Origin of the sequence: Comamonas sp. B21-038 (assembly GCF_022387135.1) — a bacterium.
In the GTDB taxonomy this organism is placed as follows: domain Bacteria; phylum Pseudomonadota; class Gammaproteobacteria; order Burkholderiales; family Burkholderiaceae_C; genus Comamonas; species Comamonas sediminis.
On the sequence record NZ_CP092462.1, the window covers coordinates 3,594,673 to 3,618,932 of the forward strand.

The window sequence follows — 24,260 nt, forward strand, 5'->3', positions numbered from 1 at the left end:
TGAGCACGCGAGCACGCACATGACCCCAGGCCACCAACCGATGGAAATGGACAACCAGCCCGATCCGCGCGATGACGCATCGCGCAGCACCGCCAGCGCTGCGCCGAAACCGGCGCTCAAGCTGCGAACGCGTATCGGTCTGCTGATCTGTGGTTTGGGGGTATTTGCACTCGGCGCGCTCATCTGGGATGGCCTTAAAAACGAGCCATCGGTGCGCAACGCACTGCTGGGCGGCTGCATGGCCGCGCTGGCCACTGCGCTGGGGACCCTGCCCGTGCTGCTGGCCCAGCGCCCGTCTGAACGCACACGGGACACCCTTTTTGGATTTGGCGCTGGCGTGATGCTGGCCGCCTGCGCGTTCTCGCTGGTCATCCCCGCGCTGGATGCCGCACGCGCCTCGAATATCTTTGGCGGCAGCGCATGGGCTGCTGGCGGCGTCGTCGGCACCTCCATCCTGCTGGGCGGCATGGCCCTGTTGGTGATGGACCGCCTGCTGCCCCACGAACATTTCATCAAAGGCCGCGAAGGCGCCAGCGCCCAGCAGCTGCGCCGTACCTGGCTATTTGTATTCGCGATCATCCTGCACAATCTCCCCGAAGGCCTGGCCATTGGCGTGGGCTACGCCGGCAATGAAGGCATGCGCGCTAATGCGCTCGCTATCGGCATCTCCATCCAGGATGTCCCCGAAGGCTTTGTCGTCGCCGCCGCGCTGCTGGCCGTCGGCTACAGCCGAGGCTTCTCCGTCCTGCTGGGCATCGCCTCCGGCCTGGTCGAACCCCTGGGCGCCGTCGCCGGCGCCGCCATCATCGGCAGCTCCGCCCTGCTCCTCCCCTGGGGCCTGGGCTTCGCCGCCGGCGCCATGCTCTTCGTCATCAGCCACGAAATCATCCCTGAATCGCACCGCAAGGGACATGAGTTTTTTGCGACTACGGGGTTGATGGTGGGGTTTGTTTTGATGATGGTGTTGGATACGGCTTTGGGGTGATGGGGGTGTCGAGTAACCGCATACCAAGTGTGCGCATAAACTCGGCACAAGATGCTCTGTGGGTCGATTGCTTTTTGCAGCAATTGCTACCGTTCCTGGTCGCATCAAAAGATAGACCTCCCCCAGTTTCCCAGTTGATTTGCTTACCCCAATAATGCCGCTTGCGCAGTCGGACGCGGCTCGGCTGCATCTTCACGGATGACTTGAAAGGCAAGCGATGATGCCCGCTCTTGGCCGTCAACGCTCTGAGGTTGGCTTAGCGCCCAGGTCTTATACCGCCCTCCTGATTAAATCGAGGTCGGATTCCTCAAGGTCGAACCACTCTCCATTAATACGTTTGCTCGCAAAGGCGTTATGAAAACGGCGCTCCGCGGCATGGCAATCGTCGAACCAGACGCAGAACGGGATCGTGTATATGAATGGCAACTGCACACCGAATGCCCGCATACGGTGGGGCACATTTCGAGTCCGGCCGATCTTGTACCCATACGCTGACTTCAATACGTAGACCACGCCTGCTAGCGCGCCGGAAGTCGGCTGGCCTATGACTTCTGAGGGGTTCAGCCGCTCTGGTGCTATTCGACTTGTTCTAACCTTCGCCATTCCTTTGGGACGCGTCTCCATCTTTGCGCGATCCCTCAACTCCAGGAAGTCGAAATGCTGCAGCCAGAGTTCATGCAAGCCGTAGTCCCCGACTTTTTTGGGCGAAAAGCCAAAGGGGCCAGATTGCCAATACCCCCGGCCTTTACCTGTATCGACCCAGATCTGCGCCGTCGTTGGCTTCCAGTTAACGGTTCGGATCTGCCCAACACCGCCGGTAATAGTCCCCAGCCACCTCAACAACCCGATCTGCGTCACCTCATCGTAAGCGGCGATAGCGATGCCATGGCCGGGAGTGGGGGGAGATGCCTGGTTGGCGAGCGCGGGAGGCAATGTGAACTCTGAGCTTGGCTCCGAAATTGCAACATCTAGGTCACATGGAACTCGCCAGTACTTTGCGGGTGTCAGCATCGTTACGTCCTCACTTTCTATGCAATGCACACACAGAGCTTGTAGCACCAATGCGGCATTGAATTTCTCCTTTTGATCGTTCTGCGAGCTTGATAGAACGTCCGGGCACAGTCACCATTTTCTGAAGCTATTCAATTTTCCTCTTGAAGTAGACAACTCTTTCAGTTTCCACAAAACCGAGTCTTATGTGCATTTCTTGGCTGATGCGATTCTCAATCGATGTATCAGATGCAAATTCAGAACAGCCCTTTGCGCTTGCCCATCGCATGGCAACGTCCACAAGCGCTCTCGCAACGCCATTGCCTCTTGAACTAGGCTTCACATAAATGCCTTCCAAGAAGGCAACAGGCGAAGAAATGGTGCCGTTCACGTAGTCTGACCGCACCGATACCTCAATAAGTCCAATGGCAGCATGTTGCTCGTCTCGGGCAATGAACTGTCCAAATCGACACTGATCGCTCACGAGTTGCATCATTTCGTTCTGATGCGATTCGATGGATGCATGGGGCCAAAGTGCCATCCGAAGTTCAAGCCAATCCGGTTGAGCAAATGTCTGTGGAGAGTAAATATTCATACAGATCAAGTATGAACTGAATTTGCTCTAGGAATCTTTGTGAAATTTAGCTTAGATCTACTGCTAGCCGCTACCGACCGGCCAATATCTCATAGCCACTGATATATCAGAACTGTGCGTTAATCCTCAGCGATTTCATCGATCAGGGTCGCCTTTGCCGGTCCTTCGCAGCAGAAGCAGGGCAACGACACCGCACCGCGTTGGCTATCCATTTCGCACACATGTCGTTGGCAAACTGAGATTTACACATCCGTGCTGGCACCTGCCTGCCACATTTAGCTTCGACTTCTCGTCTTCTTGCTAGCAGCGAATAGGTTGCTATCCCGTCTTTCGAGGTATTCCGCAAGGACCTCCAACGGCGGCACACCGAGAGCCTCAGCGAACTCCACCAGTTCCACAGCATCAATGCGACGCTCGCCTCGCTCGCACTTGGACACAAACGTCTGCGTGTTGCCAAGCCGCTGTGCCAGCTCCACTTGCGACACGCCCATGCGCTTACGCGTGGAAGTGAGAACGGACAGTAAGAGCTGGTAGTTGGGATTGTGGGTAGAGCGGTACATGATGCATGGACATAAATCTGCGCCCAAGTTAAAGTCCGTTCTGGAATAGTCTGAAATGGACTATTTCTGTACCCAAACCGCCCTCTGAATGCCTACAAGCACGCCACCCGCGAGTCCGCATTTATGCATCAACCTGAAAGGATTCATTGCCATGGAGCACGAGCACAAGCGCCTTGTCGTGACCGATGAAGCCGTCAGTTCAACGCTGTTGGTTGAATGTCGTATCGAAGCCAAAGGGCTTGAACCCTCTGGTCGTGAAGTAGATGAGCAGGATGATGCAGGCATACACAAACAGGCGCCGCGCCGGTTCAGGCCAGTACAGCTATGGATCTGTTTGCTGTTCTTCGTTGAAGGAATGTTGGGACTGTTTGTCGTTGGCTGGCCGGCGCTGATTCTTTGCGTTCTGGGAACCTTGTATATGGCATGGGTGGCCAAGCGGTCTAATGCGCCAGCAAGTGAGAACATGAATTGAGGCGGGCTGGAATAACAATCGCCTGCCCACAAGGGCAAGGCATTCAAACGATTGACACCGCCCATGCCCGGCAGCTGCGCCGCACTTGGCTCTTTGTGTTTGCAATCATCCTGCACAACCTGCCCGAAGGCCTGGCCATTGGCGTGGGCTACGCCGGCAATGAAGGCATGCGCGCCAATGCGCTCGCTATCGGCATCTCCATCCAGGATGTCCCCGAAGGCTTTGTCGTCGCCGCCGCGCTGCTGGCCGTCGGCTACAGCCGAGGCTTCTCCGTCCTGCTGAGCATCGCCTCCGGCCTGGTCGAACCCCTGGGCGCCGTCGCCGGCGCCGCCATCATCGGCAGCTCCGCTCTGCTCCTCCCCTGAGGCCTGGGCTTCGCCGCCAGCGCCATGCTCTTCATCATCAGCCACGAAATCATCCCGGAATCGCACCGCAAGGGGCATGAGTTTTTTGCGACGACGGGGTTGATGGTGGGGTTTGTTTTGATGATGGTGTTGGATACGGGTTTGGGGTGAGGGGGAGCACGGTCAGCAGTTTGTCTAGGATGCATGCCGGTTTGGCGAGGAGCGCTCTCAAGCGCTGTGGCGAGGCCAGTAAACGCGTACGAGGTGCTTGGCGCAGGGGCGAGTGGCGCAAATTGGGACGCTATGGAATCTGCTTTGGAATCGCCATCCTGTTGGTCTTTGCCTGCTTGAACCTGCTTACTATTCAAACAATTTTGTAGGTTCGTGGCTGGATAGGCCGTAGATCCAGACGTCCCAACGCTCAACTGCTGAACACATTTTCTGCAGGGCAAAGGGGTCATCCAGAGTGATCAGTCTGTCTTTTTTGGTGAGGAGGCTCGAGTGAGCTCACCTTCTAACCAATTGCCCGTAAAGAAATGCTTAATTATTGCTCCAAGCTTCGGTACGCTAGTGTCCTCTGAGATAGCACAGCAAGCGTCAATGAAATGCTGCGTCGCAGATCCAAAGTGCTTGTCGTATGTTTCGCGTTGTAGACACATTTTTATCATTTGGGGCATGAATACACGCAGGGTTCCAGAGTCCATGGTTCGAATAGACACGTCGAAATCTGCGCAAGTGGCTCTCTTCATTGCAACCTGTTGTCGTGTGCCCCATGTCTTATGGCTGTTGATGAACATGCACGCATCAACCACAGTGGCGCGTTCTTGGACCTTCACACTAACTCTATCGACTACATCTTTGATTGCAGGATGAACCCTCCTGCTAAATGGATTGTCATCACCTATATCAGTGTGCTCCGCAGCTTCGAAGGCAGATGTCCAAGCCTCAATAATCGCGTCACCCAGAGGCCGACCACCTGGCATTTGGGAGAGGGTTTCGGAGAGTTGAGTCACTAGGTATGGATCGAGTAAGTTCGAACTGCCAACAAGTTTTTCAGCCTCAGCGAGAAGCTCCGCGTCACTCAATTGGTGCTCCCAAAACGCGCGCTCCATGAATGCATTTGCCGCAGAATTCGCATGCATCGCCTCCCTCTCGGCGACGAATCGGTCAACGATGGTCTGCACTTGCTCAGCACTGAAAAGCCCTGATTCTAGAAAGTCAATAAGCACACTCTCAAATTCGCCACATACATAAATCCGAAGCTGCTCCATCAGCAAGCGCCAACCGTCCTCCTTCCTCTCTTGCTCGGACGGCGCAGTGTTTTCATCCCGGAAGTGACGTCTCCAGTCAGGGTTTGACGCATTTAGCGCGAACTGGAAGTCTGGACCGTCATGAATTCCACGGTAATGAATAGCTGAAAAAGGACAATCGATGGCACCACCCGAGCCTGGACTGCTGAAGTCAAGTCTCGGTTATTTAAGATGAGGTTTGCGATCTTCACGATCTTGCTTACGATGCGTATGTTCGTAAGTTCGCAGATTGAGATCGCACTCTTCAGTGCTTCGGCATATTTTGTCGGCGTCAGTTTGATAGCGATAGAGAAGGCCTCTGCAGGCGAAGTCGACAGCCTGACTTCCTCATCTATGACCTTTTCACGGAAGGTCGACCAGAGCTCTGTCTGGTCGCCATCCGTTGATAGCTGGTCGTCATTGAGTAGCAAGATGAATCGCGCACCAAACTGTTGCGAGTAGTCGTCGATAAAGCCTAGTACCTCGTCGATGCCTAGGTTAGAGTGCTTGCGCTCAATGTCATCGATGACAATGAACTTGTCTCGACACACGACCGGTGCCATCAAAACCACATTGAGGTCTTTGAGGGCAGCCATCGACTTATAGTGCTCTGAGGCTACATTCACGCCCGCTTTATACAAACTCTTGAGCAAGTCGAGTACGCCGCCGTGAGATTCGATGTTGGGAATAGCGGATTCGATTAGCTTGCGCTTTATTTGGTCTACGCTGGAGAGGCCGAACAGCGACACATATAACGCCTTCTTGACTTCGTCTTTTCTTGATTCGCTCTGAATTTCTTTCCAAAGGTAAGTCTTGCCAGTGCCCCATTTGCCCGACAGCGCGATGACCTTGTTATCGTCACACTTAAGCAAATAGTTCAACCGCTCCTTCGTTTTTGCTAGAGACATGCTCCCTCCTATATGAACGCGAAGTGGCTGCTTCCATCGTTCTAAAATTTGCTCTGGGGCTGTGTGCCTCACTGATGTCGACTTCCCTACCCACGTCAATCCACGAGCAACTTGCGTCGTCATTCGAAAAGCAGCTCGCTCCAGCAGTGCAAAGGCGGACCTCTAACAGACCTACGTTTGGCCTCGCACATGGTCCGTAGAGCATTCGGAGCGCTGTGGGCATTTTCAGCCGTGAGCGATCATCCTAACCTTGGATACTCGCATGACACTTCCGTATAACTTCATGGAACAGTGGGCCACCATTACGCCGTCTGAGCAAACCAACCTCTTGTGCCATCGATATCGGTCTTTTCTGTCAGAAAAATGATTTTCAAGGCCGCTAGCTCACTTTGCACCATTTCTTCCCGGAACTTTCCATTTATCGCGCCCCACTCTCTCTTTATCTCACTTCCATTGATCCAAGGCTTGCGGCTTACGATTCGTCATCGCTCATCACCCCAATCCCCCCACAACCCCAAAGCTTATTTGCGAATGATTCTCAATTGAGCGTATACTGCACCCATGGCGTAGCAATTGCGGCTACTCCAAGGTTCATCGTGGGGCGACTTACCGGAACTGTCCGGAAGTCGTTTTTGCCAGCCAATGGTTCACACTAGCCACGCATTTTTTTGCGATGAACACCGGCTTCGATAGCGCCATTGCAGCGCAGCGATCCAGTCTCTGACAGCGCCTTTGCCCCCTGCCCTGCCAATGGTTGGCAAGCAAGCACCACCAGGCCTTCTGTCCACCCTCCCCTGATCTCTCTATCCATACACATGCCCAGGGCATGTTTTTTTGCGTCTGCACATTGCATCGCTTTGACTGCATCTGCACGCTTCAGACCAAGCCTGCCCAACAAAAAAGCCCAGATCCCCCTGCCAACGGCAGCAGCGACCTGGGCCTACTCAGCACACCCACCGCAGCGGCAAGCGCTGCAGCGGGCTAGCTACTAACTTAATTAAAAATCCACCGACGCCGACAGCGCAAAGGTGCGCGGCGCGCCCAGCGCCAGGCTGGACAGTTGGGGCATGCCCCAGTACGACTTGTTGGTGGCATTCAGGACCGAAGCGCGCAGGGTGACAGGCTTATCCGCCACCTTGGTGCTGTAGCGGGCGCCCAGGTCATAGGTGGTGCGGCCGGCGGCCCAGAGGCTGTTGTCGGCGCTGATGTATTGGCGGGATACGGCGGTGGCATTGGCGTTAAGGGACAGGCCTTGCACGCCGGGGACATCCCACTCCGCACCCAGCTTGCCCTGCCACTTGGGCGTGCCGGTGGCGAGCTTGCCTTGGTTGACGCCGCCAGCGGTTTGCGTCAGCTTGGGCGCGGTGTAGGCCACGCCGCCCATCAGGCGCAGGCCGTGCATGGCGTTGCCGAAGAAGCTCCACTCAATGCCACGGTTGCGCTGCTCGCCGCCGAACGAGTAGACGTTGGTGACTGGGTCGGTATAGCTGCTGGGCCGGGTGATTTCAAACACGCTGACGGTATGGGCGAAGTCGCCCAGGTCGAGCTTGAGGCCCATCTCCTTTTGCTTGCTCTTGTACGGCGCAAACACTTCGCCGGCGTTGGCGGCGGTCATCGGTGCGGTGGCGCCCTGGCTCAGGCCTTCGATGTAGTTGGCGTAGAGCGAGAGGTTGTCCGTGGCCTTGACCAGCAGCGCAGCGGCGGGCGAGGTGGCGCTTTCGTCATAGCGCGAGGTGCGCGCGCCCGAGGTGATGCTGTAGGTGTCGCTGATCACCTGCTGGCGGCGCACGCCCAGGGTCAGCTGCACGCGGTCTTGTGCCATCAACAAGGTATCGGCGATGCCATAGCTGGCCAGGCGCACCTCGGTGTGTGAGATGTGGGGGGCGACAAAGTCGGCCGCAGGGCCCCATACCGGGTTGTAGAGGTTGGTAGTCCAGTCGGCGCCGGGCACGCTGCGGCGGCCGTAGTCGTTTTGCTTGTGCGCGTAGTGCGTGGCATTGATGGCCCACTGGTGGCCCACGGCGCCGGTCTGGGTGCGGCCCTTGATGCCGACCTCGCCCGACTGCTTTTTGACATCAAAGGCGAGCTGGCCCATCGTGGTGCGGAAGTCGCCTGCGGTGTTCAGCACCAGGGCCGACATGGCGCCGTTGTACTGGTAGTCGGTCTTGCTCATGCCAAAGGCGGCATAGGCCATGACCTGGTCGTTCAGGTCGTACTCGCCGCGCAGAATGGCGGCCTTGTCCTTGGTGCGCACGGTGGACCAATCGGGGTTCAGCAAGGTATCGCCCTTGGGCACCTTGGGGATGGGCAAGCCGGGCGACAGGCTGATGCCCCGGTTGACGCCGTTGACCCGGTCGTCGCTGGCATAGAAGTCGGCCGACAGGCGGGCGCGGTCACCACGCCAATCCAGCGCCAGCGATGCAAGCTGCACCTTCTTTTGCTGGTCCTGGATGGAGCCATCGCCATCGCGGTAGACGCCGTTGAAGCGCACGCCCAGTTGCTGGCGGTCGCCAAAGCGGCGGCCCATGTCCAGGTGGCCGCCAAATTGCGAATCGGACATGTAGGTGGTGGTAAAGCGGGTCAGCGGATCGTTGCCGGCGCGCTTGGGCACCAGGTTGACGGCACCGCCCACCGAGCCGCCCGGCGGCATGCCGTTGAGCAGCGCCGATGGGCCCTTGAGCACTTCAATGCGCTCAAACATCTCGGGCGAGGTGCGGTAGTACGGCGCCATGCCGTAGAGGCCGCCAAAGGTCATGTCGGTGGAGCTCGACGAGAAGCCCCGGATCGAATAGTTCTCGGCCCAGGCGCCCGATACGCCGTTGCTGAACACGGTCGGGTCGGTCGCGGCAATCACATCGGTGATGTTCTGCGCCTGGCGGTCTTCGATGTACTTCTCGGTGTAGCCGATGGTGCTGAACGGCGTCTCCATGAAGTCCTTGTCGCCCAGCAGGCCCACGCGGCCGCCGGTGGTGACCTGGCCGCCGGCGTAGGGCGCTGCGACCTGGGCGGCTTTTTCTTGCACCGTTATGGGTGCCAGGGTGACGGCGTTGTCTGCCGCTGCTGCCGGCTCGGCCGCGCTGCTGGTTTGTGCGTTGGCCAGCGGCGCTGCGACCAGCATGGCGCCAATGGTCAGGCCCAGCAGCACTTGCGGGCTGAGGGGGTTGAGCGCGCTGCGGCGCAGTGCAAACGGGGCCGCATGCTGGGCGGCGGGCCGTGCGCCGCGCAGGGCGCTGGCAGCACGGTGCTGGGGGTGAAGGCGTTCTCGCATGCCTGGTTCCTTAGAAGTTATGACTACAAAAAAGCAAGGGTGGCGCGCTGGCGGGCGCCGGTGCTTGGCGCACGGCGGTGCCTAGCGCAATGCGCCTGGAGGTTTTTTGGCTGGGTCGGAACCTGGCTACAACGGGAGGGGAAAAGCGAAGCTGGGTCTGGTGGCTGGCTGACGGCTGGCTAGCGATCAGCCCGGGTAGCCGCGCAGCACGTCGTCAATCAGCAGACTGAGCGACGTGGGACTGGCGCCGGTGGTGTACCAGGCGTCGGCATCGACAAAGACAACGCGGCCGCTCTTCCAGGCCTTGGTCTCGCGCAGCAAGGGGTTGGCCAGTTGGTCGGCGGTCATCACCGCGTGGCGCTCCATCACGGCAGTGCGGTCTACCACATAGAGGATGTCGGGGTTGGCCTGCTGGATGAACTCGCTGGAGATGGGCTGGCCATGCAGGCTGCCCTCGGCATCGGTGCTGGCGGGCTTGACGCCCAGATCGCTGAACACAAAGCCGTAGCGCGACTGCGGGCCAAAGGAGCTGAAGGCGCCGTTGTTGTGCAGCACGATCAAGGCCTTGTCGTTGCTGCCCTCGATGCGCTGGCGGGCCTGCGCCAGCTTGGCATCCAATGCGGCCACCTTTTCTGCGGCCAGCGCCTCTTTGTCAAAGATGCGGCCCAGGGTCAGCAGATGCGCTTTGACGACCGCGATATGCCGGACATGGCTGTCCTTGAAATCCACATCCAAATGGATGGTGGGCGCGATCTCGCTCAGCGCCTGGTAGTGGTTGGCCTGCAAGGGGGTGATCAGGATCAGGTCGGGCTTGAGCGCATGCACCCGCTCCAGGTTGGGTTGCACGATGGCGCCCAGGTCTTGCACGGCCTCATCGGCTTTGTACTTGGCCAGAAAGTGCGGCACATAGTCCTTGACCATGCCGGCGATTGGCACGCCGAGCTGGTCGAGGAAATCAGCCTCGTTCATCTCCAACGCCGCCACTTTCTGCGGGGTGCGGGGGATGACGGTGCTGCCCAGTTGGTGCTGCACGGTGATGGGCGCTGCGACTGGCGGGCTGCTGGCGGCGGAGCTAGACGATGGCGCATCGGCAGCCGAGGTGGATGCGCGGTCGCAGCCGCTCAGGGCCAGGGCGATAGTGACAGCGGCGGCTGCGGCGATGGCCGTAGACAGGGGCCGCAGAAAGGTGCGGGCGCAGGTGCGGGTGCGTTGCATGGCAAAGGTTTCCTAGGTCTTGAAGTAGTTGCACAGGCATCCCTGCGCGGTGCGGCTGATGTCAAACCGCAGCTCGAACAGCTGCGACAGATTGGCTTCGGAGATGACGTCGTCGCTGGGCCCGCTGAAGCACAGCATTCCGCCTTTGAGCGCGACGATGTGGTCCGAGTAATTGGCGGCAAAGTTGATGTCGTGGATGACCAGAATCACCGTGCGGCCGGCCTCGTCGCAAAGCCTGCGCAGCGCGCGCATGATCTGCACGGCATGCTTCATGTCCAGGTTGTTCAGCGGCTCGTCGAGCAGCAGCACATCGGTCTGCTGGGCAATGGTCATCGCCAAAAAGGCCATCTGCCGCTGGCCGCCACTGATCTCGTCGATATAGGCATGGCGCAGTGGCTCCAGCGACAGGAACGCGATGGCCTCGTCAACGGCTTGCTGGTCTTGGCTCGTCAACGTGCCCCGGTGGTGCGGAAAGCGGCCAAAGCCGACCAGCTCTTCGACCGTCAGCCGCATCTGAAAACCGGGAGACTGGCGCAGGGTGGCAATGCGCAGCGCATAGTGCGCCACCGAGATAGTGGCAATGCTGCGGCCATCGAGCTGGATCTCGCCACTGCTGGGCGCCAGCAGGCGGGCCATCATCATCAGCAAGGTGGATTTGCCGGCGCCATTGGGGCCGATCAGCGAGGTGATGCGCCCGGCCGGGAAGGCAGTGCTGACGCCCGACAGCACGGCGCGGCTGCCATAGGATTTATGGAGGTTGCTGACAATGATCATGAGAGAGCTCGGCCGCGCACCGTCAGTGCCAGAAAGTAAGCACCACAGACCAAATTGACCAGGATGCTGACGGTGGTCTTGTAGTTGAAAACATGCTCCACCAGCAGCTGCGCTACCAGGAAGATGGCGATGGCGACTGCGCAGCCCATCGGCAAGGTGCTGCGGTGGCGCCATTGCGGTGCCAGCGCGTAAACGATGTTGGCCACAAAGATGCCCATGAAGGCCGTGGGCCCGATGAGGCTGGTGGACACCGCCACCAGCACCGCCACCAAGGCCAGGTAGAGGCGCATGCAGCGGGCATGGGGCACGCCCAGCGATATGGCTTGCTCGCGGCCCAGCGCCATCACATCCAGCACCGGCAGGGTCTTGTGCAGCACCAGGCATACCGCCCCCACGGCCAGCGCCGCATAGGCCAGGGTATCGGGCCGGGCGCGGTTGAACGATGCATAGCTCATGCCCTGAAAGACCGCAAACTCGCCCGGGCTGATGCGCAGCTGCACAAACTGGGTGAAGGTGCTGATCACCATGGTCAGCACCAGACCAACGAGCAGCAGCACATAGATATCGCCCTGCCCCCGGCGCAGCAGCCAGCGCTGCAGCGCCCAGGAGTAGCCCAGCATCAGCGCCACCGACACCAGGAAGTTGCCGCGCTCGCCCAACATGCCCATGCCTTGCGCGCCCAGCACCAGCAGCAGCAATGCCTGCCACAGCAAGAACACCGCCTCGTAGCCCATGATGGCGGGGGTCAGGATGCGGTTGCCCATCAAGGTTTGGAACACGATGGCCGACACCGCCACGCAGATGCCGCCCAGCGCAATGGCGGCCAGGCGCAGCAAACGCCGAGGGATGACATAGCCCAGATCCATGCCCGAGCCCAGCAGCACAAAGGCCAGGGCCAGCACAGCGATGCCCAGCCACAGCGCATGGCTGCTGCGGCATGCCTTCAGGGTGATAACCCGCTTCATCGCCGGCCCCGCAGAATCAGCACCAGGAACACGACGCCGCCCAAGGCCCCTGCCGTCAGGCCAATGGGCACCTCAAACGGATAGATCAGCAAGCGGCCGGTGATATCGCAAACCAGCAGCAGGCTGGCACCGCCCAGCGCTACCAGGGGCAGGGTGCGGGCCAGATGGTCCCCCTTGTACAAGGCCACCAGCTGCGGCACGACCAGGCCGACAAAGGGAATGGCGCCCACGGCAATGACGGTGGCCGAGACGGTGACGGCCACCAGCACCAGGCCCAAGGTGGCGGCAGCGGCATAGCCCATGCCCAGGCTGGTCGCCATCTCCTCCCCCATGCCCAGCACGGTAAAGCGCTGCGCATACAGATAGGCGAGCGCCACCACCGGCAGGATGATGTAGAGCATCTCGTAATGGCCTTGGACGATGCGCGAAAAATCGCCCAGCAGCCAGCCCTGCATGCTTTGCAGGATGTTGTTGCGGTAGGCATAGAACTCGGCCACGGCGCTGAGCACGCTGCCGTACATCAGCCCGATCACGGGCACCAGGACGGTGTTCTTGAAGCGGATGCGCGCGATGATGGCGACATAGAGCAGGCTGGATGCAAAGCAGAACAGCAGCGCCAGCGCCATACGGCCCGGGGCGCCGGCAGAGGGCACCAGGGTCATCGCGATCAGGATGCCGAGCTTGGCGGCATCGAGCCCGCCCGAGGTACCAGGCTCCACGAATTTGTTGCGCACTATCTGCTGCAGGATCACGCCGCAGACGGCCAGGCCTGCACCGGTCAGCACCAGCGCGGCCAGGCGCGGCAGGCGGCTGGCTGTCAAGGTGAGCCAGGCATCACCGGAACCGCCCGAGAAGGCCCAGAGCTGCGGCCAGGCGATCTGGCGCGCCCCCACCAGCAGGGACGCCAGGCACAGCAGCGCAAACCCCAAGCACCAGCGCAGCCGCATCACACCGGCTCCCCGCCTGCCGCCATGCGCCAGCCCTGGGCCTGCGCGCGCTGGGCCAGCCACTGCGCATAGCGGCCATGCTGTGCTGCCAGCTGCGCAGGTGTGCCCTGCTCCACCACCTGGCCGTCCTCCAGCACCAGCACCTGGTCGGCCATCGCAATGGTCGGCAGCTGGTGCGCAATCACCACCACGGTGTGCTGGCCGCGCAAACGAGCAAGGGTCTGGGCAATCAGCGCCTGGTTCTCGGTATCGAGCGCGGCCGTGGCTTCGTCCACCAGCAGGATGGGTGCATCCTTGATAAGGGCGCGCGCAATCGCAATGCGTTGGCGTTCGCCGCCCGAGAGCTGGGCGCCGCCCTCGCCCACGGGGCTGTCCATGCCGCCGGGCAGGCGCTGGGCGATGCTGTCCACCCCTGCCTGGCGCGCGGCCTCCCACAGCTCGGCATCCCTGGCACCGGGCCGGCCGATGCGGATGTTGTCGGCAATGCTGCCGGCAAACAAATAGCTGTCCTGAAAGATCTGGCTGATCTGCGCAGCCAGCTGTGCCTCGTCCATTTGCCGCACATCGGTGCCGCCAATCAACACGCCGCCCTGGTCCACATCCCAAAAGCGCGCCATCAGCCGCACCAGGGTGCTTTTGCCGGAGCCCGATGCCCCCACCAAGGCCGTCATGCTGCCGGGCGGCACATGCAGGTTGATGCCGCGCAGCACGGCGGGCTGGCCTGCGCCATAGGAGAAATGCACATCGCGCAAGCTGATCGATGCATCGCGTGGCCACTGCGGCTGCTGCGGCTGCGGCAGGGGCTGCTGCGCAAAGAGCGCATCCATCGCATCAAGCTGGCCGCGCGCCGTGCGCAGTGCCTCGGCATACCCCACCAGCTCCAGCAGCGGCTCCACAAAACGGCTGATCAGCAGCATGGACAGCACGGTGGCAATGACCTGGCCGGGTGCCAAGGCCTGGGCGCTGTGCTGATCGATGCCGATGACAACCGCAACCAGCAAGGCCGCAAACACCGCCTGCACGGCCCAGACATTGAGCACCGACGACAGCGCCGACACCGCAATCAAACGCCCGGCCGACTGGCGCTGCTGATTGATCGCCTGCGCCACAAAGCGGGTGCTCTGGCCGCCGCCCTGGAAAGCGCGCAAGACCGACTGGGCCTGCGCAAACTCCACCATGCGCTGGCCGGCCTGGGCAAAGTCGCGCTGAAACGCGGCATCGGCCCAGCGGCCCATGCGGGCGGTCAGCAGCAGCATGCCCAGTAATAAGGGCAAGGCTACAAGTCCCACCAGGCCCAGGCGCCAGTCCTGCACAAACAGAAGTGCCAGCACCACCAGGGGCGCCACCACACCGCTGATGACGGGGGTGAACACATGGGCGGGCAGCTGGGCCACGGCCATCATCCCCTGGGTGACCAGGTGGCTGACCTTGGCGGTGTTCTGCGCGTTGAACCAGCCCATCGGCAAGCGCGCTACATGGGCGCCCAGCCGGTGGCGGCCGGTTTGCAATACCGCTACGCCCACCCCTACCCCGGCTTGCTCTACCCGGCCGCGCCACCACCAGGCCAGCACCACGGCGGCCAACAAGGCCAGCAGCCAGGCGCCAGCGCCGCGCCACTGGGCTTGCAACAGTTGCGCCATCAGCGGCAGCAGCAAGGCCGTGCAAAGACCGCAGAGCATGCCATACAAAGCCGCCATCCAGGCGTAGCGGCGCAGCAAAGGGGCTTGCTCGCCCAGCAGCAGGTTCAAGGTTTTCAGCATCGAGTGGTCTCCTGCGCAGCGGCATAGCCACCTTCTCGCCACAGGCGGGCGTAGCGCCCATCCTGGGCCAGTAGATCGGCGTGACGCCCCTGCTCCACCAGGCGCCCTTCGTCGATCACCAGGATCTGGTCGGCCTGCATGACGGTGTCCAGCCGGTGGGCAATCACCAGCACCGTGCGGCCTTGCGCGAAGCGCGACAGCGCTTGCTGAATGGCTGCCTCGCTGTCGGCATCCGCAGCGGCGGTGGCCTCGTCCAGCACCAGGATGGGCACATCCATCAGCACGGCGCGGGCAATGCTGATGCGTTGGCGCTCGCCACCGGAGAGCTGTGCGTCCTCGCCCAGCACCGCGTCATAGCCGCGTGGCAGCGCTGCTATGCAGTCATGCACATCGGCAGCGCGTGCGGCGGCTTCCACCTCGGCCTGGCTGGCGCCGGGCCGGCCCAGCGCGATGTTGTCGCGCAGGCTGGCATGGATCAGGCGCACATCCTGCAGCACAAAGCCGATGCGCTGGTAGAGCTCGGCGCTGCCGATGGCGCGCAGATCGGCGCCGCCCAGCGTGATGCGGCCTTCGGTCGGATCAAAAAAGCGCAGCAGCAAACGCGCGATAGTGGTTTTGCCGGCGCCCGAGGGGCCAACAATGGCCGTAACCGTGCCCGGCGCAAGCTCGAAGCTGATGCCCGCCAGCACCTGCTGGCCCGGCGCATAGGCATAGCCCACCTGCTCAAAATTAATGACGTTGTTTAGCGGTTGCTGCTGCTCGTTGGGTGCGGGTTGTGGCAACACACGGATGTCGAGCAATGTCAATACACGCTCCGCTGCAGCGGTGGCGCCCTGCAGGTCATGCAGCAAGGTGTGCAGCAGCAGCACCGGCGCGCAGATGCCGGGGGCGACCAGCACAAAGGGCAGCAGATCCAGCGGCGCCAGCGCACCCAGGCTGCCCAGCAGGCAGCCACCGGCCAGCACAAAGCCCAGCACGGTGACCGGGGCAGCCATGCCATGGGCATGGGCCATCGCGCCGACGAGGGGGCGCACAAAATCTCTGAAAGCTTGCGCAAACGCATCGACCGCGCCCTGGTAGCTGGCCTGGCCCTGTCCGCTGTTGCCAAAGGCTTTGATGACGGGCATGCCGGCGACAAAGGCCACGGCGGCAGATTGGATGCGGCCCATATGGCCGGCGAACACGCCCATCTGCGCGCCACTGGACTGCAGCGCGCGGCGCAGAAACCAGACATAGCCGGGGAACGGCAGCAACGCGATCAAGGCCATGCGCCAGTCCTGCGCCAGCAGATAGGCCACTGCGACCACAATCGCGCCGCCTGCGCGCGCCACCGAGGTGTAGAAATGCGCGCTCAGGCTGTGCAAGGTGGCGATGTCGTCTTGCAGCACCTGCTTGACCTCGCCCGACGAGCGGCTGCTGAACCAGCCCAGCGGCACCTGGCCCAGCCGCAGCACTGTGGCCTTGCGCAGGCCATGGGTGAGCCGGTTGTCTGCCATATGGGCCAGCACCTCGCCCGCCAGCATCAGCAACGCGGCAGTAAACAAGCTGACCAGCGCTGGCCACAACAAAGCCCAGATGCCGGCGGTATCTGCGGGCTCAGCAAGCGCGAGCTGCGCGATACGCACCATCGCCGCCAGCGGCACCAGGCTGAGCATGGCCCCCAAGCCTGACAGCAGTGCGGCCAGCGCCAAGCGCGCGCGAATCGGGTGGAGCACCCGGCGAATGGGGCCGGGCCCTGGGGCTGCGGCAGCTGCCGCGTCATGAGCATGCATGGGAGCAAGACCTGGAGAAAAACAAAGCAACGCCCCGTGCATGCGCCGCTGCCTTCAAGGCGCGGGCACTGCGTGATTCATGTGCCAGTTCTCCAAAAGACAGGCAAGAGCAACGCGAAACGCAACAGGAATAATAATTAGTTGCATCATACTAAACTAATAAATTACCGTACATCTTTTACAGCTATCGCCAATGCGGTTTGACTGACAATTGGCGAGCACCCGGAGAGACCATGGACCCCGAGAAAAAAGCAGCCCCGCGCGGGCGACCGCGCCTGATTACGCAGGAGCGCATTGCCGATGCAGGCATTGAGATCGGCTTGCCCCACATCACCTTTGTGGGCGTGGCCAGCGCGCTGGGCGTTACGCATATGGCGCTGTACAAGCATGTGCCGAGCCTGGCCGAGCTCAAGCACATGGTGGCCGAGGAGATCTTCAGGCGCTGGGAGTTTTCTCTGCCCAAGGTGGGCGTGCAGGAGGGTCTGCAGGACTACTTGGTCCGCTTCAGCGACTCGGTGCGCGAGTTCGCCAAAACCTACCCGGGCGTGACGCCCTATGTGATCCGCAGGCTGGTCGCCACCCCGGCCATGCTGGAGAAGATCGATGCGCACCAGCAAGAGGTCGCGCAGGCCTACCGCATCGACAAGGACCAGTCGCGCCAGCTGCTGGCCACCATCGCCTTCCATGGCCTGGCCGCTGCCGATTCGGTCTACTCCGCCGCGCGCCAGGAGACCGTGGTGCAGACCAGCTACGAGGCCGAGACCGCCGAGATGGAAGGTGACCTGGCCCAGGGCATGCATGCGCTGATTGCCGGCGCGCTGCTCCAGCTGCAGCTGGACCCTGCGCTGAAGCCCTGACAGGAAAAGTTGCCTGAAGCGGCGCTGAGCCCTCTGCGCCAGGCTGCCCCATCACCAGGGGCACACCGCTTCCAGCGCTTGCAGCGCGTCTCTCGCCCAAGTTGTTCCAGGGCTCCAAAAAATATTTTCAAAAAGATGTCAGGAAGGGATGGGGTCGAACGACTCCCTCCACGTGGCAGCGCTGTGCTGTGCACGTTCAACCTTTCATCAACAGGAAATACCCATGAAGCTCAAGACCCTCACCACTTTGGCCGCCGCTGTACTCGCCACCTCCGCCTGGGCTGCTGGCAGCCAGGACAGCAAATGCGGCGCCGGCACCTGCGGCAAGAAGGAAAGCAGCACCAAGGACGCCGCCTGCTCCAAGAAAGACGGCGGCTGCTCCAAGAAGGATGCAGGTTGCTCCAAAAAGGATGGCGGCTGCTCCAAGAAGGATGGCGAAAAAGCCCACTGACCCCGTCCCACGACATCCACTACCGAGGCACCGGGTGAGCTCCACTCCCTCACCCGCCTCCCCTACAAGAAAGCACCCCTACCATGTTCAATCTCATCCGCACCCGCACCATCGTCGCAGCCAGCCTGGCCTTGGCCGGTGGCGCCCATGCCATGAGCACCGCCCCCGTCGGCAATGGCTCGGACTACCCCCCCTACCTGGAAGAGCCCAGCCAGCTGACGCGTGCCCAGGTCCGGGCCGAGTTCACCGAGGCCCGCAACAGCGGCATGCTGCTGCTCAAGGGCGACGAGTTCCAGACCACCATGACGCCACAAGGCATGCCGCTGAGCCGTGCAGAGGTGATCCGTGCAGCCACCCAGGCCCGCATGGATGGCACCTTGCCGCACGGCGATGGTTTTGGCGAGTAACAACGGCTGCTGCTGCACCCACCCGAGGGAGACATGATGATTGGCCTTGGTTTTCGACGTGAGATGCTGGACTGGGACATGTCTGCCGTCCAGGCCGACTTCTTTGAAGTCGCACCCGAGAATTGGATATACCGGGATCTGGCGCCGCTGCATGCGCTGATCGAGTCAGGCCGCCCGGTGCATCTGCATGGCGTGGCACTGAACCTGGGTGGCACTGCCGCACTGGACCAGTCGTTCCTGCGCGATCTGCGCAAGCTGATCAATGCACTGGGCCGCCCGCTGTACTCCGACCACCTGGCCGCCAGCGGGGACAGCCACCAGCTGTACGACCTGTTCGCCGTGCCCTTTACCGCGCCACAGGCACGCCGCGTTGCCGATCGCATCTGCGCGGTGCAGGATGCACTGGGCATGCGCATCGCGATCGAGAACACCACCTGGTACACCAATATCGGCACGATGCCGGAGGCCGATTTCCTGGGCATGGTGCTCGAGCGTGCCGACTGCCAACTGCTGCTGGATCTCAACAACCTGTCGGTCAACCACAAGAACCATGGCGGGCTCAGCCCCAGCGAATTCGTGCAGCGCCTGGGCATGGGGCGGGTGAGCTACATGCATGTGGCGGGCCATGAGTTCGATCCACGCTTTGACCTGTTCATGGACACCCACAGCCAGCCGGTCGAAGCACACACCCAACAGCTGGCCACCCGCCTGGCGGAGCGCCACGGCACGCCGGTGCTGCTGGAGTGGGACAACGATGTTCCCGGCATCGATGTGATCAACGAGGAATTGTCATGTCTGCGAACTTCTATGACTACGTGAGAGGCATTTCGGACCAGGTTCCGCTGGGCTACAGCCCCAACGGCATGCGCGCCTACCGGCACCTGGTCTATGTCGGGGCCAGCCAGATGGTGGAGGCCCATTTTCCCGAACTGCGCGAGCAACTGGGCGAGGACACATGGCGCGAACTGATCGCAGCCTTTGTACGCGATTCGCGCTGGAGCTCGGCCTACTATGGAGATATGAAAGATGCATTCCTCGAATTCATTGCCATCGAGAGCACGCGAGAAGATTGACGGCCTGGGCCTGCTGCTGCTGCGCCTGTGGGTGGGGCAGGAGTTCGCGCTGGCAGGGTTCCGCAAGCTCTCGTCAGGCTGGACGGCACCCAGCTGGTTTGCGGGCCTCGACTTCCCCATTTTTGTGGGCTGGCTGCCCGCGAGCCTCAACTGGGGCATAGCCGGTGTTGCCGAACTGCTACTGGGCATTGCACTGGTGCTGGGTATTGCGTCGCGCACCGCGTCACTGGGCCTGTTGTTCATCACCTATGTGGCTGTGTACAGTGTTCACTTCGACCTCGGCTGGGCCGGGTGGAACCAGATCGACAGCGATGATGGCCTGGGGTTCAAGGTGCCGCTGATGCTGGCCCTCATGCTGGTGGCCATCGTTACCCAGGGACCGGGCCGCTGGTCGTTCGACAGCTGGCGCAGGCCATAACCAAGGGCAGGAATGCACACTATCGCAGCAGATATCACCGTCCAATGGCGCCAAGCCATGCTGCGCTTTGCGATGCTGCACCTGCCTTCGCGTGAAGAGGCCGAGGACGCCGTTCAGGACACCTTGACCGCCTTGCTGCTGCTGGACCGCGCCAGCTTTGACGCCACCCAGGCCAAGAGTTACCTGTTCGGCATCCTGCGCAACAAGATCAATGACCGGCTGCGCCAGAAATACCGCGCACCGCTGAACTACGCCGAGGCCTTCAACGATGACCTCGACCAGGTCCTCTTCGACAAACGCGGCCACTGGGTCGATGGCGTGGCACCGGCCACCTGGGTCAATCCCCAGCAGCAGTTGCAGAACGACCAGTTCTTCCTCGTTGTGGATCTATGTGTGCACAAGCTGCCCGCCAAGCCGGCACGGGTGTTTTCAATGAAGGAGTTCCTCGACTGTGAAGCCGATGAGATCTGCAGCACCTTGGGCATCACCAAGGCCGATTACTGGCAGTGCATGAGCCGCGCGCGCAAGCAGCTGCAGCTCTGCCTGCACCACAACTGGTTTGAGCAAGAAAGGGCGCCATGAAGTGCCGCGACTACATTTTTCAACTGACCTCCGGTCAACTGGAGGACGCGGGCACGGCCACCCAGATCGCTGCCTGGCAGCATCGCATGATTTGCTGGCGCTGCCGCGCGTTCACCCGCAATGATGCGGCGCTGCAAGACATGCTCAAGGGCTATGGTGACCATCTCCAGACCCCGCAGACCCCACCTGCCGAGCCCTCCGACAACTAGGCAACAGTGAGATACTGTACATAAATACAGCCCCGTGCCAGAATGCCATTTTTGCCTGGACATGCCCATGGACCACATCGCCACCGGATCCTTTGACATCACGCTGCAGCCAGAAGCCCTCAGCCCCGTCGCCAAGGCCACCGGCCTGGGCCGGCTCTCGCTGAACAAGCAGTTCAGCGGCGATCTGCAGGCAACGAGCCAGGGCGAGATGCTGTCTTTCCGCAGCAGCACCGCCGGCTCAGCCGGCTATGTGGCCATGGAGCGGGTGCAAGGCCATCTGCATGGCCGCCATGGCAGTTTTGTGCTGCAGCACAGCGCCAGCATGGCCCAGGGCGAGGCTAGCCAACACATCACCGTCGTGCCCGACTCGGCCACCGATGCACTGCAAGGCCTGCGCGGTACGATGCAGATCACCATCGACAACGGCCAGCATTCCTACCGCTTTGCGTACCAGCTGCCGCAGACCTGAGCCACGCTGCGCGCCGCCGGTGGCGAACCTGTCCCGGCGCTGCGATAGCATGCAAGACCGGGACTTTTTGCAGGGCGCGGCGTTTTCACGGTGGGCAGGGTGCGCCGCTGCTCCGTAGAATGCAGAGCGAACCCTGCACCCTTCCCTGGCCCACATGCCCAGGGCGTTCCCACCTCTGCGCGACCACCGCACACCGCGCAAAAAGGCATGACGTGACCCATGGCTTCCGCGATGCACCGGACGGCCTGCGCTACGCGGAGTCCATCAGCGGGCCGATGCGGCTGTTTGCCGCGACCATTGGCTTGGCGATGTTCCTGATTCCGGTCCCCTTTGTGCACCATGCCCACGGGGGCCTGCGCTGGTGGCAGTGGCTGCTGCTGGCAGCCTGCGTGGCCGTGCCAGCAATGATGGGGCTGTTTTTTCTGAGCCTGGCCGGTGGGCGCTGTCTGCGGCTGCATTTTGACAACCGCCAGCGCTGCATGCTTCGCCACCGGCGTTTTCCCTGGCCACGGCACCCCGAGGCCGTACCCTATGCGCAGATCGATCCGCCCAGCGTGCTGGAGCGCAGCTCCGAGGACGGGCCACACTATGTTGTGCGTCTAGCCGTTCGAGGCGAGCGTGCGATGCATCTGGGCAGTTTTGGGTGGCAGGCAGAGGCCCAGGAATGGTGCCAGCGCATTGCTGACCATCTGCAGCACCAGCCACCCCTGCCGACACCGATGGCCCCCACGCCAGGGTCGGATGGCGCGCACGCAGACCCCCAAACGCGTTGAAGACCAGACTGAAGGGGCGAATGGGCTGGAAAACGAACCTTGTGCCGTTCGGGCTGCAGACCGGCAGCGCCGCACCTCACTCAGCCCTTCAAAAAATATCGAGTGTCCTGATGGCGCCCGCAAAGCGCTCCAGCGCGCCGCAGGGTTGGGTCTGGGCCAGCGATGGGATATCCAGACCGCTGCTGCCGAGATCGCTGTCCGCATACCCCATCACCCAGCCGGGGAAGCGGCGCTCAGGGCCAGACAGGCCTGCATCGACCACGGTGAAATCCGAATGCCGGGGATCGGCGCGCAGATGGGCCTCCAGCAAAGCCATCGCTTCCGGAGCGCCTTCCACATACTGCGCAAACCAGTCGCCGTCAAACACCAGCACGCCCGTGATGCCATGGATGGCATTCATTTCACGGGCCTGTTTGACGATGCGCCCCACCTCGGTGGAGCTGTAGCCGGCCGCCAGCCTGCTGATGTAGAGAAGGGACCGGAGGCTGGTAGGCATGGATGCGCTTTCGCTGTCAATGAACATTCAATGTACTTGCACCCTTCGCAACCAGCACCCAAGGAGGGGCGTTTCTGTAGGTCGCCAGGGCGGTGGGTGAACGGGCCCGTGCCCAGATACGGCTTGCCCCTGGCAGCCGTGCAGACACGGCTGACCAGGGGCAAGCGGCAAGCGCTACAGTTTGCGCTCAATCAGCGGCAATTACTGGCCGAACTTGCGCTTGGCATCGGCAACGCAGGCGTCCTTGGCATCACCGGCCATCGCATCGCAACGCTCCTTGGCGGCCTTGTAGTCGGCTTCACGGCTCTTCTCGGCAGCGTCCTTGCGGGCATCGGCCACGTCAGCCGGGTTGGACGATGGCTTGGCGCTGACTTCGGCAACCTTGGCCGCTTCCAGAGCCTTCACATGGGCAGCCTTGGCTTCCTTCTGGCAAACATCCTTGGTGTTGCCGGTCGCGTCATCGCACTTTTCCTTCGCGACATCGTATTCCGCATCGGCCTTGGCCTTGGCCAGATCGTGGCGGTGGCCTTCGGTAGGCTCGGCGCGGTGCTTCAGATCGGCCAGCGCAATCTTCTTCTGGCCATCAGCCTGCTTCTTGCAGACATCCTTGGCATTGCCCTTCATGGGCTTGCACTGGTCGCTGGCAGCCTTGTACTCGGCCTCGATGCGATCCTTTTCCGTTTTTTGCTCGGCCGAGGTCATGGCAAAGACACCACCGGAGAAGAAAGCGGCGGCACACAGAGCGGCAATAGTGGGTTGGAGCTTCATGGTTTTTTTCCTTGGATCGTTATGGTGAAAGATCTGACTATTTTTTGCACCCATCAATGAAGCGCAAAAAATAATCTCCTGGCATGTCATTCATGCAATACCGCCACAATGGCTGCGTTGCTGGCCTCAATGGCGTGAATGAATTATCAGCAGCCACTGGCAGGCATGCTGTGGGTGGCAGGACGGACCCATGGTCAGATTTCACCTACCGGGGCAACGCCCCGTTACGACTCGGAAAAGCGCCCTTCGGCAGTGTCTCAAACGCTGGCAAAATTCAGGGCCGCCCACTGCATGTTGCAGCCCTTGCGCCACGCGCAGAGCGGCCCACGCCAGACAACCACCGCCTATGGAACACACCGCCATGACCCACGAGCGCCAGCCACCCTGGGTGGCTGAACAACTGCTGGCTGCGCTGCAAGGCGAATGGCGCTTTACCCGCAGCCTGCAGGACCTCGTCAGCCATCACCCCATTGGCACCGTGCAAGGCCACGCGCACTTCACACCCGAGAGCGCCAGCACGGCCCACTATGCAGAGAACGGCCAGATGGTGCTGCACAACGGCCAATCCTTTCGCGCCAGCGGCCGCTATTTTTTCAGCCAGCAAGGGGCTGACCTGTGCATCTACTTTGATGCGCAGCAGCAGCGCCTTTTTCACCAACTGCGCCCTGCGCTGGACCCGCAGGGGCAGCTGAGCGCCAGCAGCTCGCACCTGTGCATCGCGGACCGCTATGACAGCCACTACGCGTTTTTAAGCAACGGCAGTTTTGTTATTGAGCACCAGGTGCGCGGACCGCACAAGTCGTACCGCAGCCATACGCTGTATGAGCGGCCGGGCCGTACAGACAACCAGGGCTGATGGGTCGGTAACTGCGAGCTGCCTGGCCGGACAATACCGGCAATGCATGCAACCGCT

27 protein-coding genes and 1 pseudogene are annotated in these 24,260 nt (G+C 61.5%); 14 read left to right on the forward strand and 14 right to left on the reverse strand.

Translation table 11 applies throughout. From position 1 onward, the window contains the following. The first annotated feature begins 46 nt into the window (after nucleotides 1–46). Nucleotides 47–985 (forward strand): ZIP family metal transporter, encoded by a 939-nt coding sequence (locus tag MJ205_RS16495; RefSeq protein ID WP_239812771.1) that lies wholly within the window; start codon nucleotides 47–49, stop codon nucleotides 983–985. A gap of 270 nt (nucleotides 986–1,255) precedes the next feature. Here MJ205_RS16495 and MJ205_RS16500 read toward each other — a convergent pair whose 3' ends face one another. The 3 genes from MJ205_RS16500 to MJ205_RS16510 all read right to left on the reverse strand — a co-directional run bounded on the left by MJ205_RS16500 (nucleotide 1,256) and on the right by MJ205_RS16510 (nucleotide 3,130). After that, nucleotides 1,256–1,996 carry a GIY-YIG nuclease family protein gene (locus MJ205_RS16500; RefSeq protein WP_239809454.1) on the reverse strand — a complete coding sequence of 247 codons (741 nt, stop codon included), beginning with the start codon at nucleotides 1,994–1,996 and terminating at the stop codon, nucleotides 1,256–1,258. 127 nt (nucleotides 1,997–2,123) lie between these two features. Then, nucleotides 2,124–2,570, reverse strand: a complete 447-nt coding sequence (gene aac(6') / locus MJ205_RS16505; RefSeq protein WP_239809455.1) for an aminoglycoside 6'-N-acetyltransferase — start codon at nucleotides 2,568–2,570, stop codon at nucleotides 2,124–2,126. A 275-nt stretch (nucleotides 2,571–2,845) separates the two neighbouring features. Continuing rightward, complete coding sequence (locus MJ205_RS16510) at nucleotides 2,846–3,130, reverse strand: helix-turn-helix domain-containing protein (protein WP_256460939.1); 285 nt, start codon at nucleotides 3,128–3,130, stop codon at nucleotides 2,846–2,848. 151 nt (nucleotides 3,131–3,281) lie between these two features. On the opposite strand from MJ205_RS16510, the gene MJ205_RS16515 reads away from it, so the two are divergent. Then, on the forward strand, nucleotides 3,282–3,602 hold the full coding sequence (locus MJ205_RS16515; protein WP_239809456.1) for a hypothetical protein: 321 nt from the start codon (nucleotides 3,282–3,284) through the stop codon (nucleotides 3,600–3,602). 65 nt (nucleotides 3,603–3,667) lie between these two features. Beyond that, nucleotides 3,668–4,117: pseudogene (locus MJ205_RS16520) on the forward strand (ZIP family metal transporter); the annotation flags it as partial. A gap of 299 nt (nucleotides 4,118–4,416) precedes the next feature. Here the strand turns inward: MJ205_RS16520 and MJ205_RS16525 are convergent. The 9 genes from MJ205_RS16525 to MJ205_RS16565 form a co-directional block, all read right to left on the reverse strand. After that, the gene (locus MJ205_RS16525) at nucleotides 4,417–5,223 is read right to left on the reverse strand and encodes a hypothetical protein (RefSeq protein WP_239809457.1); all 807 of its coding nucleotides are present in this window, start codon (nucleotides 5,221–5,223) and stop codon (nucleotides 4,417–4,419) included. Nucleotides 5,224–5,309: 86 nt separating this feature from the next. Continuing rightward, the gene (locus MJ205_RS16530; RefSeq protein WP_239809458.1) at nucleotides 5,310–6,143 is read right to left on the reverse strand and encodes a P-loop NTPase fold protein; all 834 of its coding nucleotides are present in this window, start codon (nucleotides 6,141–6,143) and stop codon (nucleotides 5,310–5,312) included. Nucleotides 6,144–7,140: 997 nt separating this feature from the next. Next, complete coding sequence (locus tag MJ205_RS16535) at nucleotides 7,141–9,411, reverse strand: TonB-dependent receptor (protein WP_239809459.1); 2,271 nt, start codon at nucleotides 9,409–9,411, stop codon at nucleotides 7,141–7,143. A gap of 186 nt (nucleotides 9,412–9,597) precedes the next feature. Next, on the reverse strand, nucleotides 9,598–10,626 hold the full coding sequence (locus MJ205_RS16540) for a siderophore ABC transporter substrate-binding protein (protein ID WP_239809460.1): 1,029 nt from the start codon (nucleotides 10,624–10,626) through the stop codon (nucleotides 9,598–9,600). Nucleotides 10,627–10,638: 12 nt separating this feature from the next. Further along, nucleotides 10,639–11,400: an iron ABC transporter ATP-binding protein gene (locus MJ205_RS16545; protein WP_239809461.1), complete on the reverse strand. Its 762-nt coding sequence runs from the start codon at nucleotides 11,398–11,400 to the stop codon at nucleotides 10,639–10,641. Next, nucleotides 11,397–12,365 carry an iron chelate uptake ABC transporter family permease subunit gene (locus tag MJ205_RS16550; protein WP_239809462.1) on the reverse strand — a complete coding sequence of 323 codons (969 nt, stop codon included), beginning with the start codon at nucleotides 12,363–12,365 and terminating at the stop codon, nucleotides 11,397–11,399. Before MJ205_RS16550 ends, MJ205_RS16545 begins: the two co-directional genes overlap by 4 nt. Next, nucleotides 12,362–13,312 carry an ABC transporter permease gene (locus tag MJ205_RS16555; protein ID WP_239809463.1) on the reverse strand — a complete coding sequence of 317 codons (951 nt, stop codon included), beginning with the start codon at nucleotides 13,310–13,312 and terminating at the stop codon, nucleotides 12,362–12,364. The genes MJ205_RS16550 and MJ205_RS16555 overlap by 4 nt, the downstream gene beginning before the upstream one ends. Beyond that, entirely contained in the window at nucleotides 13,312–15,072 is a 1,761-nt protein-coding gene (locus MJ205_RS16560; RefSeq protein WP_239809464.1) for an ABC transporter ATP-binding protein, read from the reverse strand. The genes MJ205_RS16555 and MJ205_RS16560 overlap by 1 nt, the downstream gene beginning before the upstream one ends. Then, complete coding sequence (locus MJ205_RS16565) at nucleotides 15,066–16,844, reverse strand: ABC transporter ATP-binding protein (RefSeq protein WP_239809465.1); 1,779 nt, start codon at nucleotides 16,842–16,844, stop codon at nucleotides 15,066–15,068. Before MJ205_RS16565 ends, MJ205_RS16560 begins: the two co-directional genes overlap by 7 nt. A 233-nt stretch (nucleotides 16,845–17,077) precedes the next feature. Here MJ205_RS16565 and MJ205_RS16570 point away from each other — a divergent pair, with 233 nt between their 5' ends. The 10 genes from MJ205_RS16570 to MJ205_RS16615 all read left to right on the forward strand — a co-directional run bounded on the left by MJ205_RS16570 (nucleotide 17,078) and on the right by MJ205_RS16615 (nucleotide 22,083). Further along, a complete protein-coding gene (locus tag MJ205_RS16570; protein ID WP_239809466.1) occupies nucleotides 17,078–17,701 on the forward strand; it encodes a TetR/AcrR family transcriptional regulator in 624 nt (207 codons plus the stop codon). 223 nt (nucleotides 17,702–17,924) lie between these two features. Further along, nucleotides 17,925–18,152 carry a hypothetical protein gene (locus MJ205_RS16575; RefSeq protein WP_239809467.1) on the forward strand — a complete coding sequence of 76 codons (228 nt, stop codon included), beginning with the start codon at nucleotides 17,925–17,927 and terminating at the stop codon, nucleotides 18,150–18,152. Between the two features lie 83 nt (nucleotides 18,153–18,235). After that, nucleotides 18,236–18,559: a DUF4148 domain-containing protein gene (locus MJ205_RS16580; RefSeq protein ID WP_239809468.1), complete on the forward strand. Its 324-nt coding sequence runs from the start codon at nucleotides 18,236–18,238 to the stop codon at nucleotides 18,557–18,559. A 36-nt stretch (nucleotides 18,560–18,595) separates the two neighbouring features. Further along, a complete protein-coding gene (locus MJ205_RS16585; RefSeq protein ID WP_239809469.1) occupies nucleotides 18,596–19,378 on the forward strand; it encodes a multinuclear nonheme iron-dependent oxidase in 783 nt (260 codons plus the stop codon). Beyond that, the gene (locus MJ205_RS16590; RefSeq protein ID WP_239809470.1) at nucleotides 19,351–19,632 is read left to right on the forward strand and encodes an HvfC/BufC family peptide modification chaperone; all 282 of its coding nucleotides are present in this window, start codon (nucleotides 19,351–19,353) and stop codon (nucleotides 19,630–19,632) included. The genes MJ205_RS16585 and MJ205_RS16590 overlap by 28 nt, the downstream gene beginning before the upstream one ends. Then, complete coding sequence (locus tag MJ205_RS16595; RefSeq protein ID WP_239809471.1) at nucleotides 19,586–20,050, forward strand: DoxX family protein; 465 nt, start codon at nucleotides 19,586–19,588, stop codon at nucleotides 20,048–20,050. The genes MJ205_RS16590 and MJ205_RS16595 overlap by 47 nt, the downstream gene beginning before the upstream one ends. Nucleotides 20,051–20,062: 12 nt before the next feature. Next, on the forward strand, nucleotides 20,063–20,632 hold the full coding sequence (locus MJ205_RS16600; RefSeq protein WP_239809472.1) for a sigma-70 family RNA polymerase sigma factor: 570 nt from the start codon (nucleotides 20,063–20,065) through the stop codon (nucleotides 20,630–20,632). Beyond that, complete coding sequence (locus MJ205_RS16605) at nucleotides 20,629–20,841, forward strand: hypothetical protein (RefSeq protein WP_239809473.1); 213 nt, start codon at nucleotides 20,629–20,631, stop codon at nucleotides 20,839–20,841. Before MJ205_RS16600 ends, MJ205_RS16605 begins: the two co-directional genes overlap by 4 nt. Nucleotides 20,842–20,908: 67 nt before the next feature. After that, complete coding sequence (locus tag MJ205_RS16610; RefSeq protein ID WP_239809474.1) at nucleotides 20,909–21,310, forward strand: DUF3224 domain-containing protein; 402 nt, start codon at nucleotides 20,909–20,911, stop codon at nucleotides 21,308–21,310. A gap of 212 nt (nucleotides 21,311–21,522) precedes the next feature. After that, nucleotides 21,523–22,083: a hypothetical protein gene (locus MJ205_RS16615; RefSeq protein WP_239809475.1), complete on the forward strand. Its 561-nt coding sequence runs from the start codon at nucleotides 21,523–21,525 to the stop codon at nucleotides 22,081–22,083. 88 nt (nucleotides 22,084–22,171) lie between these two features. Here MJ205_RS16615 and MJ205_RS16620 read toward each other — a convergent pair whose 3' ends face one another. Together MJ205_RS16620 and MJ205_RS16625 are read right to left on the reverse strand one after the other, a co-directional pair. Further along, nucleotides 22,172–22,579: a BLUF domain-containing protein gene (locus tag MJ205_RS16620; protein WP_239809476.1), complete on the reverse strand. Its 408-nt coding sequence runs from the start codon at nucleotides 22,577–22,579 to the stop codon at nucleotides 22,172–22,174. Between the two features lie 201 nt (nucleotides 22,580–22,780). Then, complete coding sequence (locus MJ205_RS16625; RefSeq protein WP_239809477.1) at nucleotides 22,781–23,347, reverse strand: hypothetical protein; 567 nt, start codon at nucleotides 23,345–23,347, stop codon at nucleotides 22,781–22,783. Nucleotides 23,348–23,693: 346 nt separating this feature from the next. On the opposite strand from MJ205_RS16625, the gene MJ205_RS16630 reads away from it, so the two are divergent. Then, nucleotides 23,694–24,203, forward strand: a complete 510-nt coding sequence (locus MJ205_RS16630; RefSeq protein ID WP_239809478.1) for a DUF6314 family protein — start codon at nucleotides 23,694–23,696, stop codon at nucleotides 24,201–24,203. Nucleotides 24,204–24,260: the final 57 nt, after the last annotated feature.

Excerpts from the sequence above, each read along its gene's own strand:
- MJ205_RS16495 (WP_239812771.1), top strand. The coding sequence starts at position 47 with ATGGACAACCAGCCCGATCCGCGCGATGACGCATCGCGCAGCACCGCC.
- MJ205_RS16500 (WP_239809454.1), bottom strand. The coding sequence starts at position 1,996 with ATGCTGACACCCGCAAAGTACTGGCGAGTTCCATGTGACCTAGATGTT.
- MJ205_RS16510 (WP_256460939.1), bottom strand. The coding sequence starts at position 3,130 with ATGTACCGCTCTACCCACAATCCCAACTACCAGCTCTTACTGTCCGTT.
- MJ205_RS16515 (WP_239809456.1), top strand. The coding sequence starts at position 3,282 with ATGGAGCACGAGCACAAGCGCCTTGTCGTGACCGATGAAGCCGTCAGT.
- MJ205_RS16530 (WP_239809458.1), bottom strand. The coding sequence starts at position 6,143 with ATGTCTCTAGCAAAAACGAAGGAGCGGTTGAACTATTTGCTTAAGTGT.
- MJ205_RS16535 (WP_239809459.1), bottom strand. The coding sequence starts at position 9,411 with ATGCGAGAACGCCTTCACCCCCAGCACCGTGCTGCCAGCGCCCTGCGC.
- MJ205_RS16540 (WP_239809460.1), bottom strand. The coding sequence starts at position 10,626 with ATGCAACGCACCCGCACCTGCGCCCGCACCTTTCTGCGGCCCCTGTCT.
- MJ205_RS16545 (WP_239809461.1), bottom strand. The coding sequence starts at position 11,400 with ATGATCATTGTCAGCAACCTCCATAAATCCTATGGCAGCCGCGCCGTG.
- MJ205_RS16550 (WP_239809462.1), bottom strand. The coding sequence starts at position 12,365 with ATGAAGCGGGTTATCACCCTGAAGGCATGCCGCAGCAGCCATGCGCTG.
- MJ205_RS16555 (WP_239809463.1), bottom strand. The coding sequence starts at position 13,312 with ATGCGGCTGCGCTGGTGCTTGGGGTTTGCGCTGCTGTGCCTGGCGTCC.
- MJ205_RS16560 (WP_239809464.1), bottom strand. The coding sequence starts at position 15,072 with ATGCTGAAAACCTTGAACCTGCTGCTGGGCGAGCAAGCCCCTTTGCTG.
- MJ205_RS16565 (WP_239809465.1), bottom strand. The coding sequence starts at position 16,844 with ATGCATGCTCATGACGCGGCAGCTGCCGCAGCCCCAGGGCCCGGCCCC.
- MJ205_RS16570 (WP_239809466.1), top strand. The coding sequence starts at position 17,078 with ATGGACCCCGAGAAAAAAGCAGCCCCGCGCGGGCGACCGCGCCTGATT.
- MJ205_RS16575 (WP_239809467.1), top strand. The coding sequence starts at position 17,925 with ATGAAGCTCAAGACCCTCACCACTTTGGCCGCCGCTGTACTCGCCACC.
- MJ205_RS16580 (WP_239809468.1), top strand. The coding sequence starts at position 18,236 with ATGTTCAATCTCATCCGCACCCGCACCATCGTCGCAGCCAGCCTGGCC.
- MJ205_RS16585 (WP_239809469.1), top strand. The coding sequence starts at position 18,596 with ATGATTGGCCTTGGTTTTCGACGTGAGATGCTGGACTGGGACATGTCT.
- MJ205_RS16590 (WP_239809470.1), top strand. The coding sequence starts at position 19,351 with ATGTCTGCGAACTTCTATGACTACGTGAGAGGCATTTCGGACCAGGTT.
- MJ205_RS16595 (WP_239809471.1), top strand. The coding sequence starts at position 19,586 with ATGCATTCCTCGAATTCATTGCCATCGAGAGCACGCGAGAAGATTGAC.
- MJ205_RS16600 (WP_239809472.1), top strand. The coding sequence starts at position 20,063 with ATGCACACTATCGCAGCAGATATCACCGTCCAATGGCGCCAAGCCATG.
- MJ205_RS16605 (WP_239809473.1), top strand. The coding sequence starts at position 20,629 with ATGAAGTGCCGCGACTACATTTTTCAACTGACCTCCGGTCAACTGGAG.
- MJ205_RS16610 (WP_239809474.1), top strand. The coding sequence starts at position 20,909 with ATGGACCACATCGCCACCGGATCCTTTGACATCACGCTGCAGCCAGAA.
- MJ205_RS16620 (WP_239809476.1), bottom strand. The coding sequence starts at position 22,579 with ATGCCTACCAGCCTCCGGTCCCTTCTCTACATCAGCAGGCTGGCGGCC.
- MJ205_RS16625 (WP_239809477.1), bottom strand. The coding sequence starts at position 23,347 with ATGAAGCTCCAACCCACTATTGCCGCTCTGTGTGCCGCCGCTTTCTTC.
- MJ205_RS16630 (WP_239809478.1), top strand. The coding sequence starts at position 23,694 with ATGGAACACACCGCCATGACCCACGAGCGCCAGCCACCCTGGGTGGCT.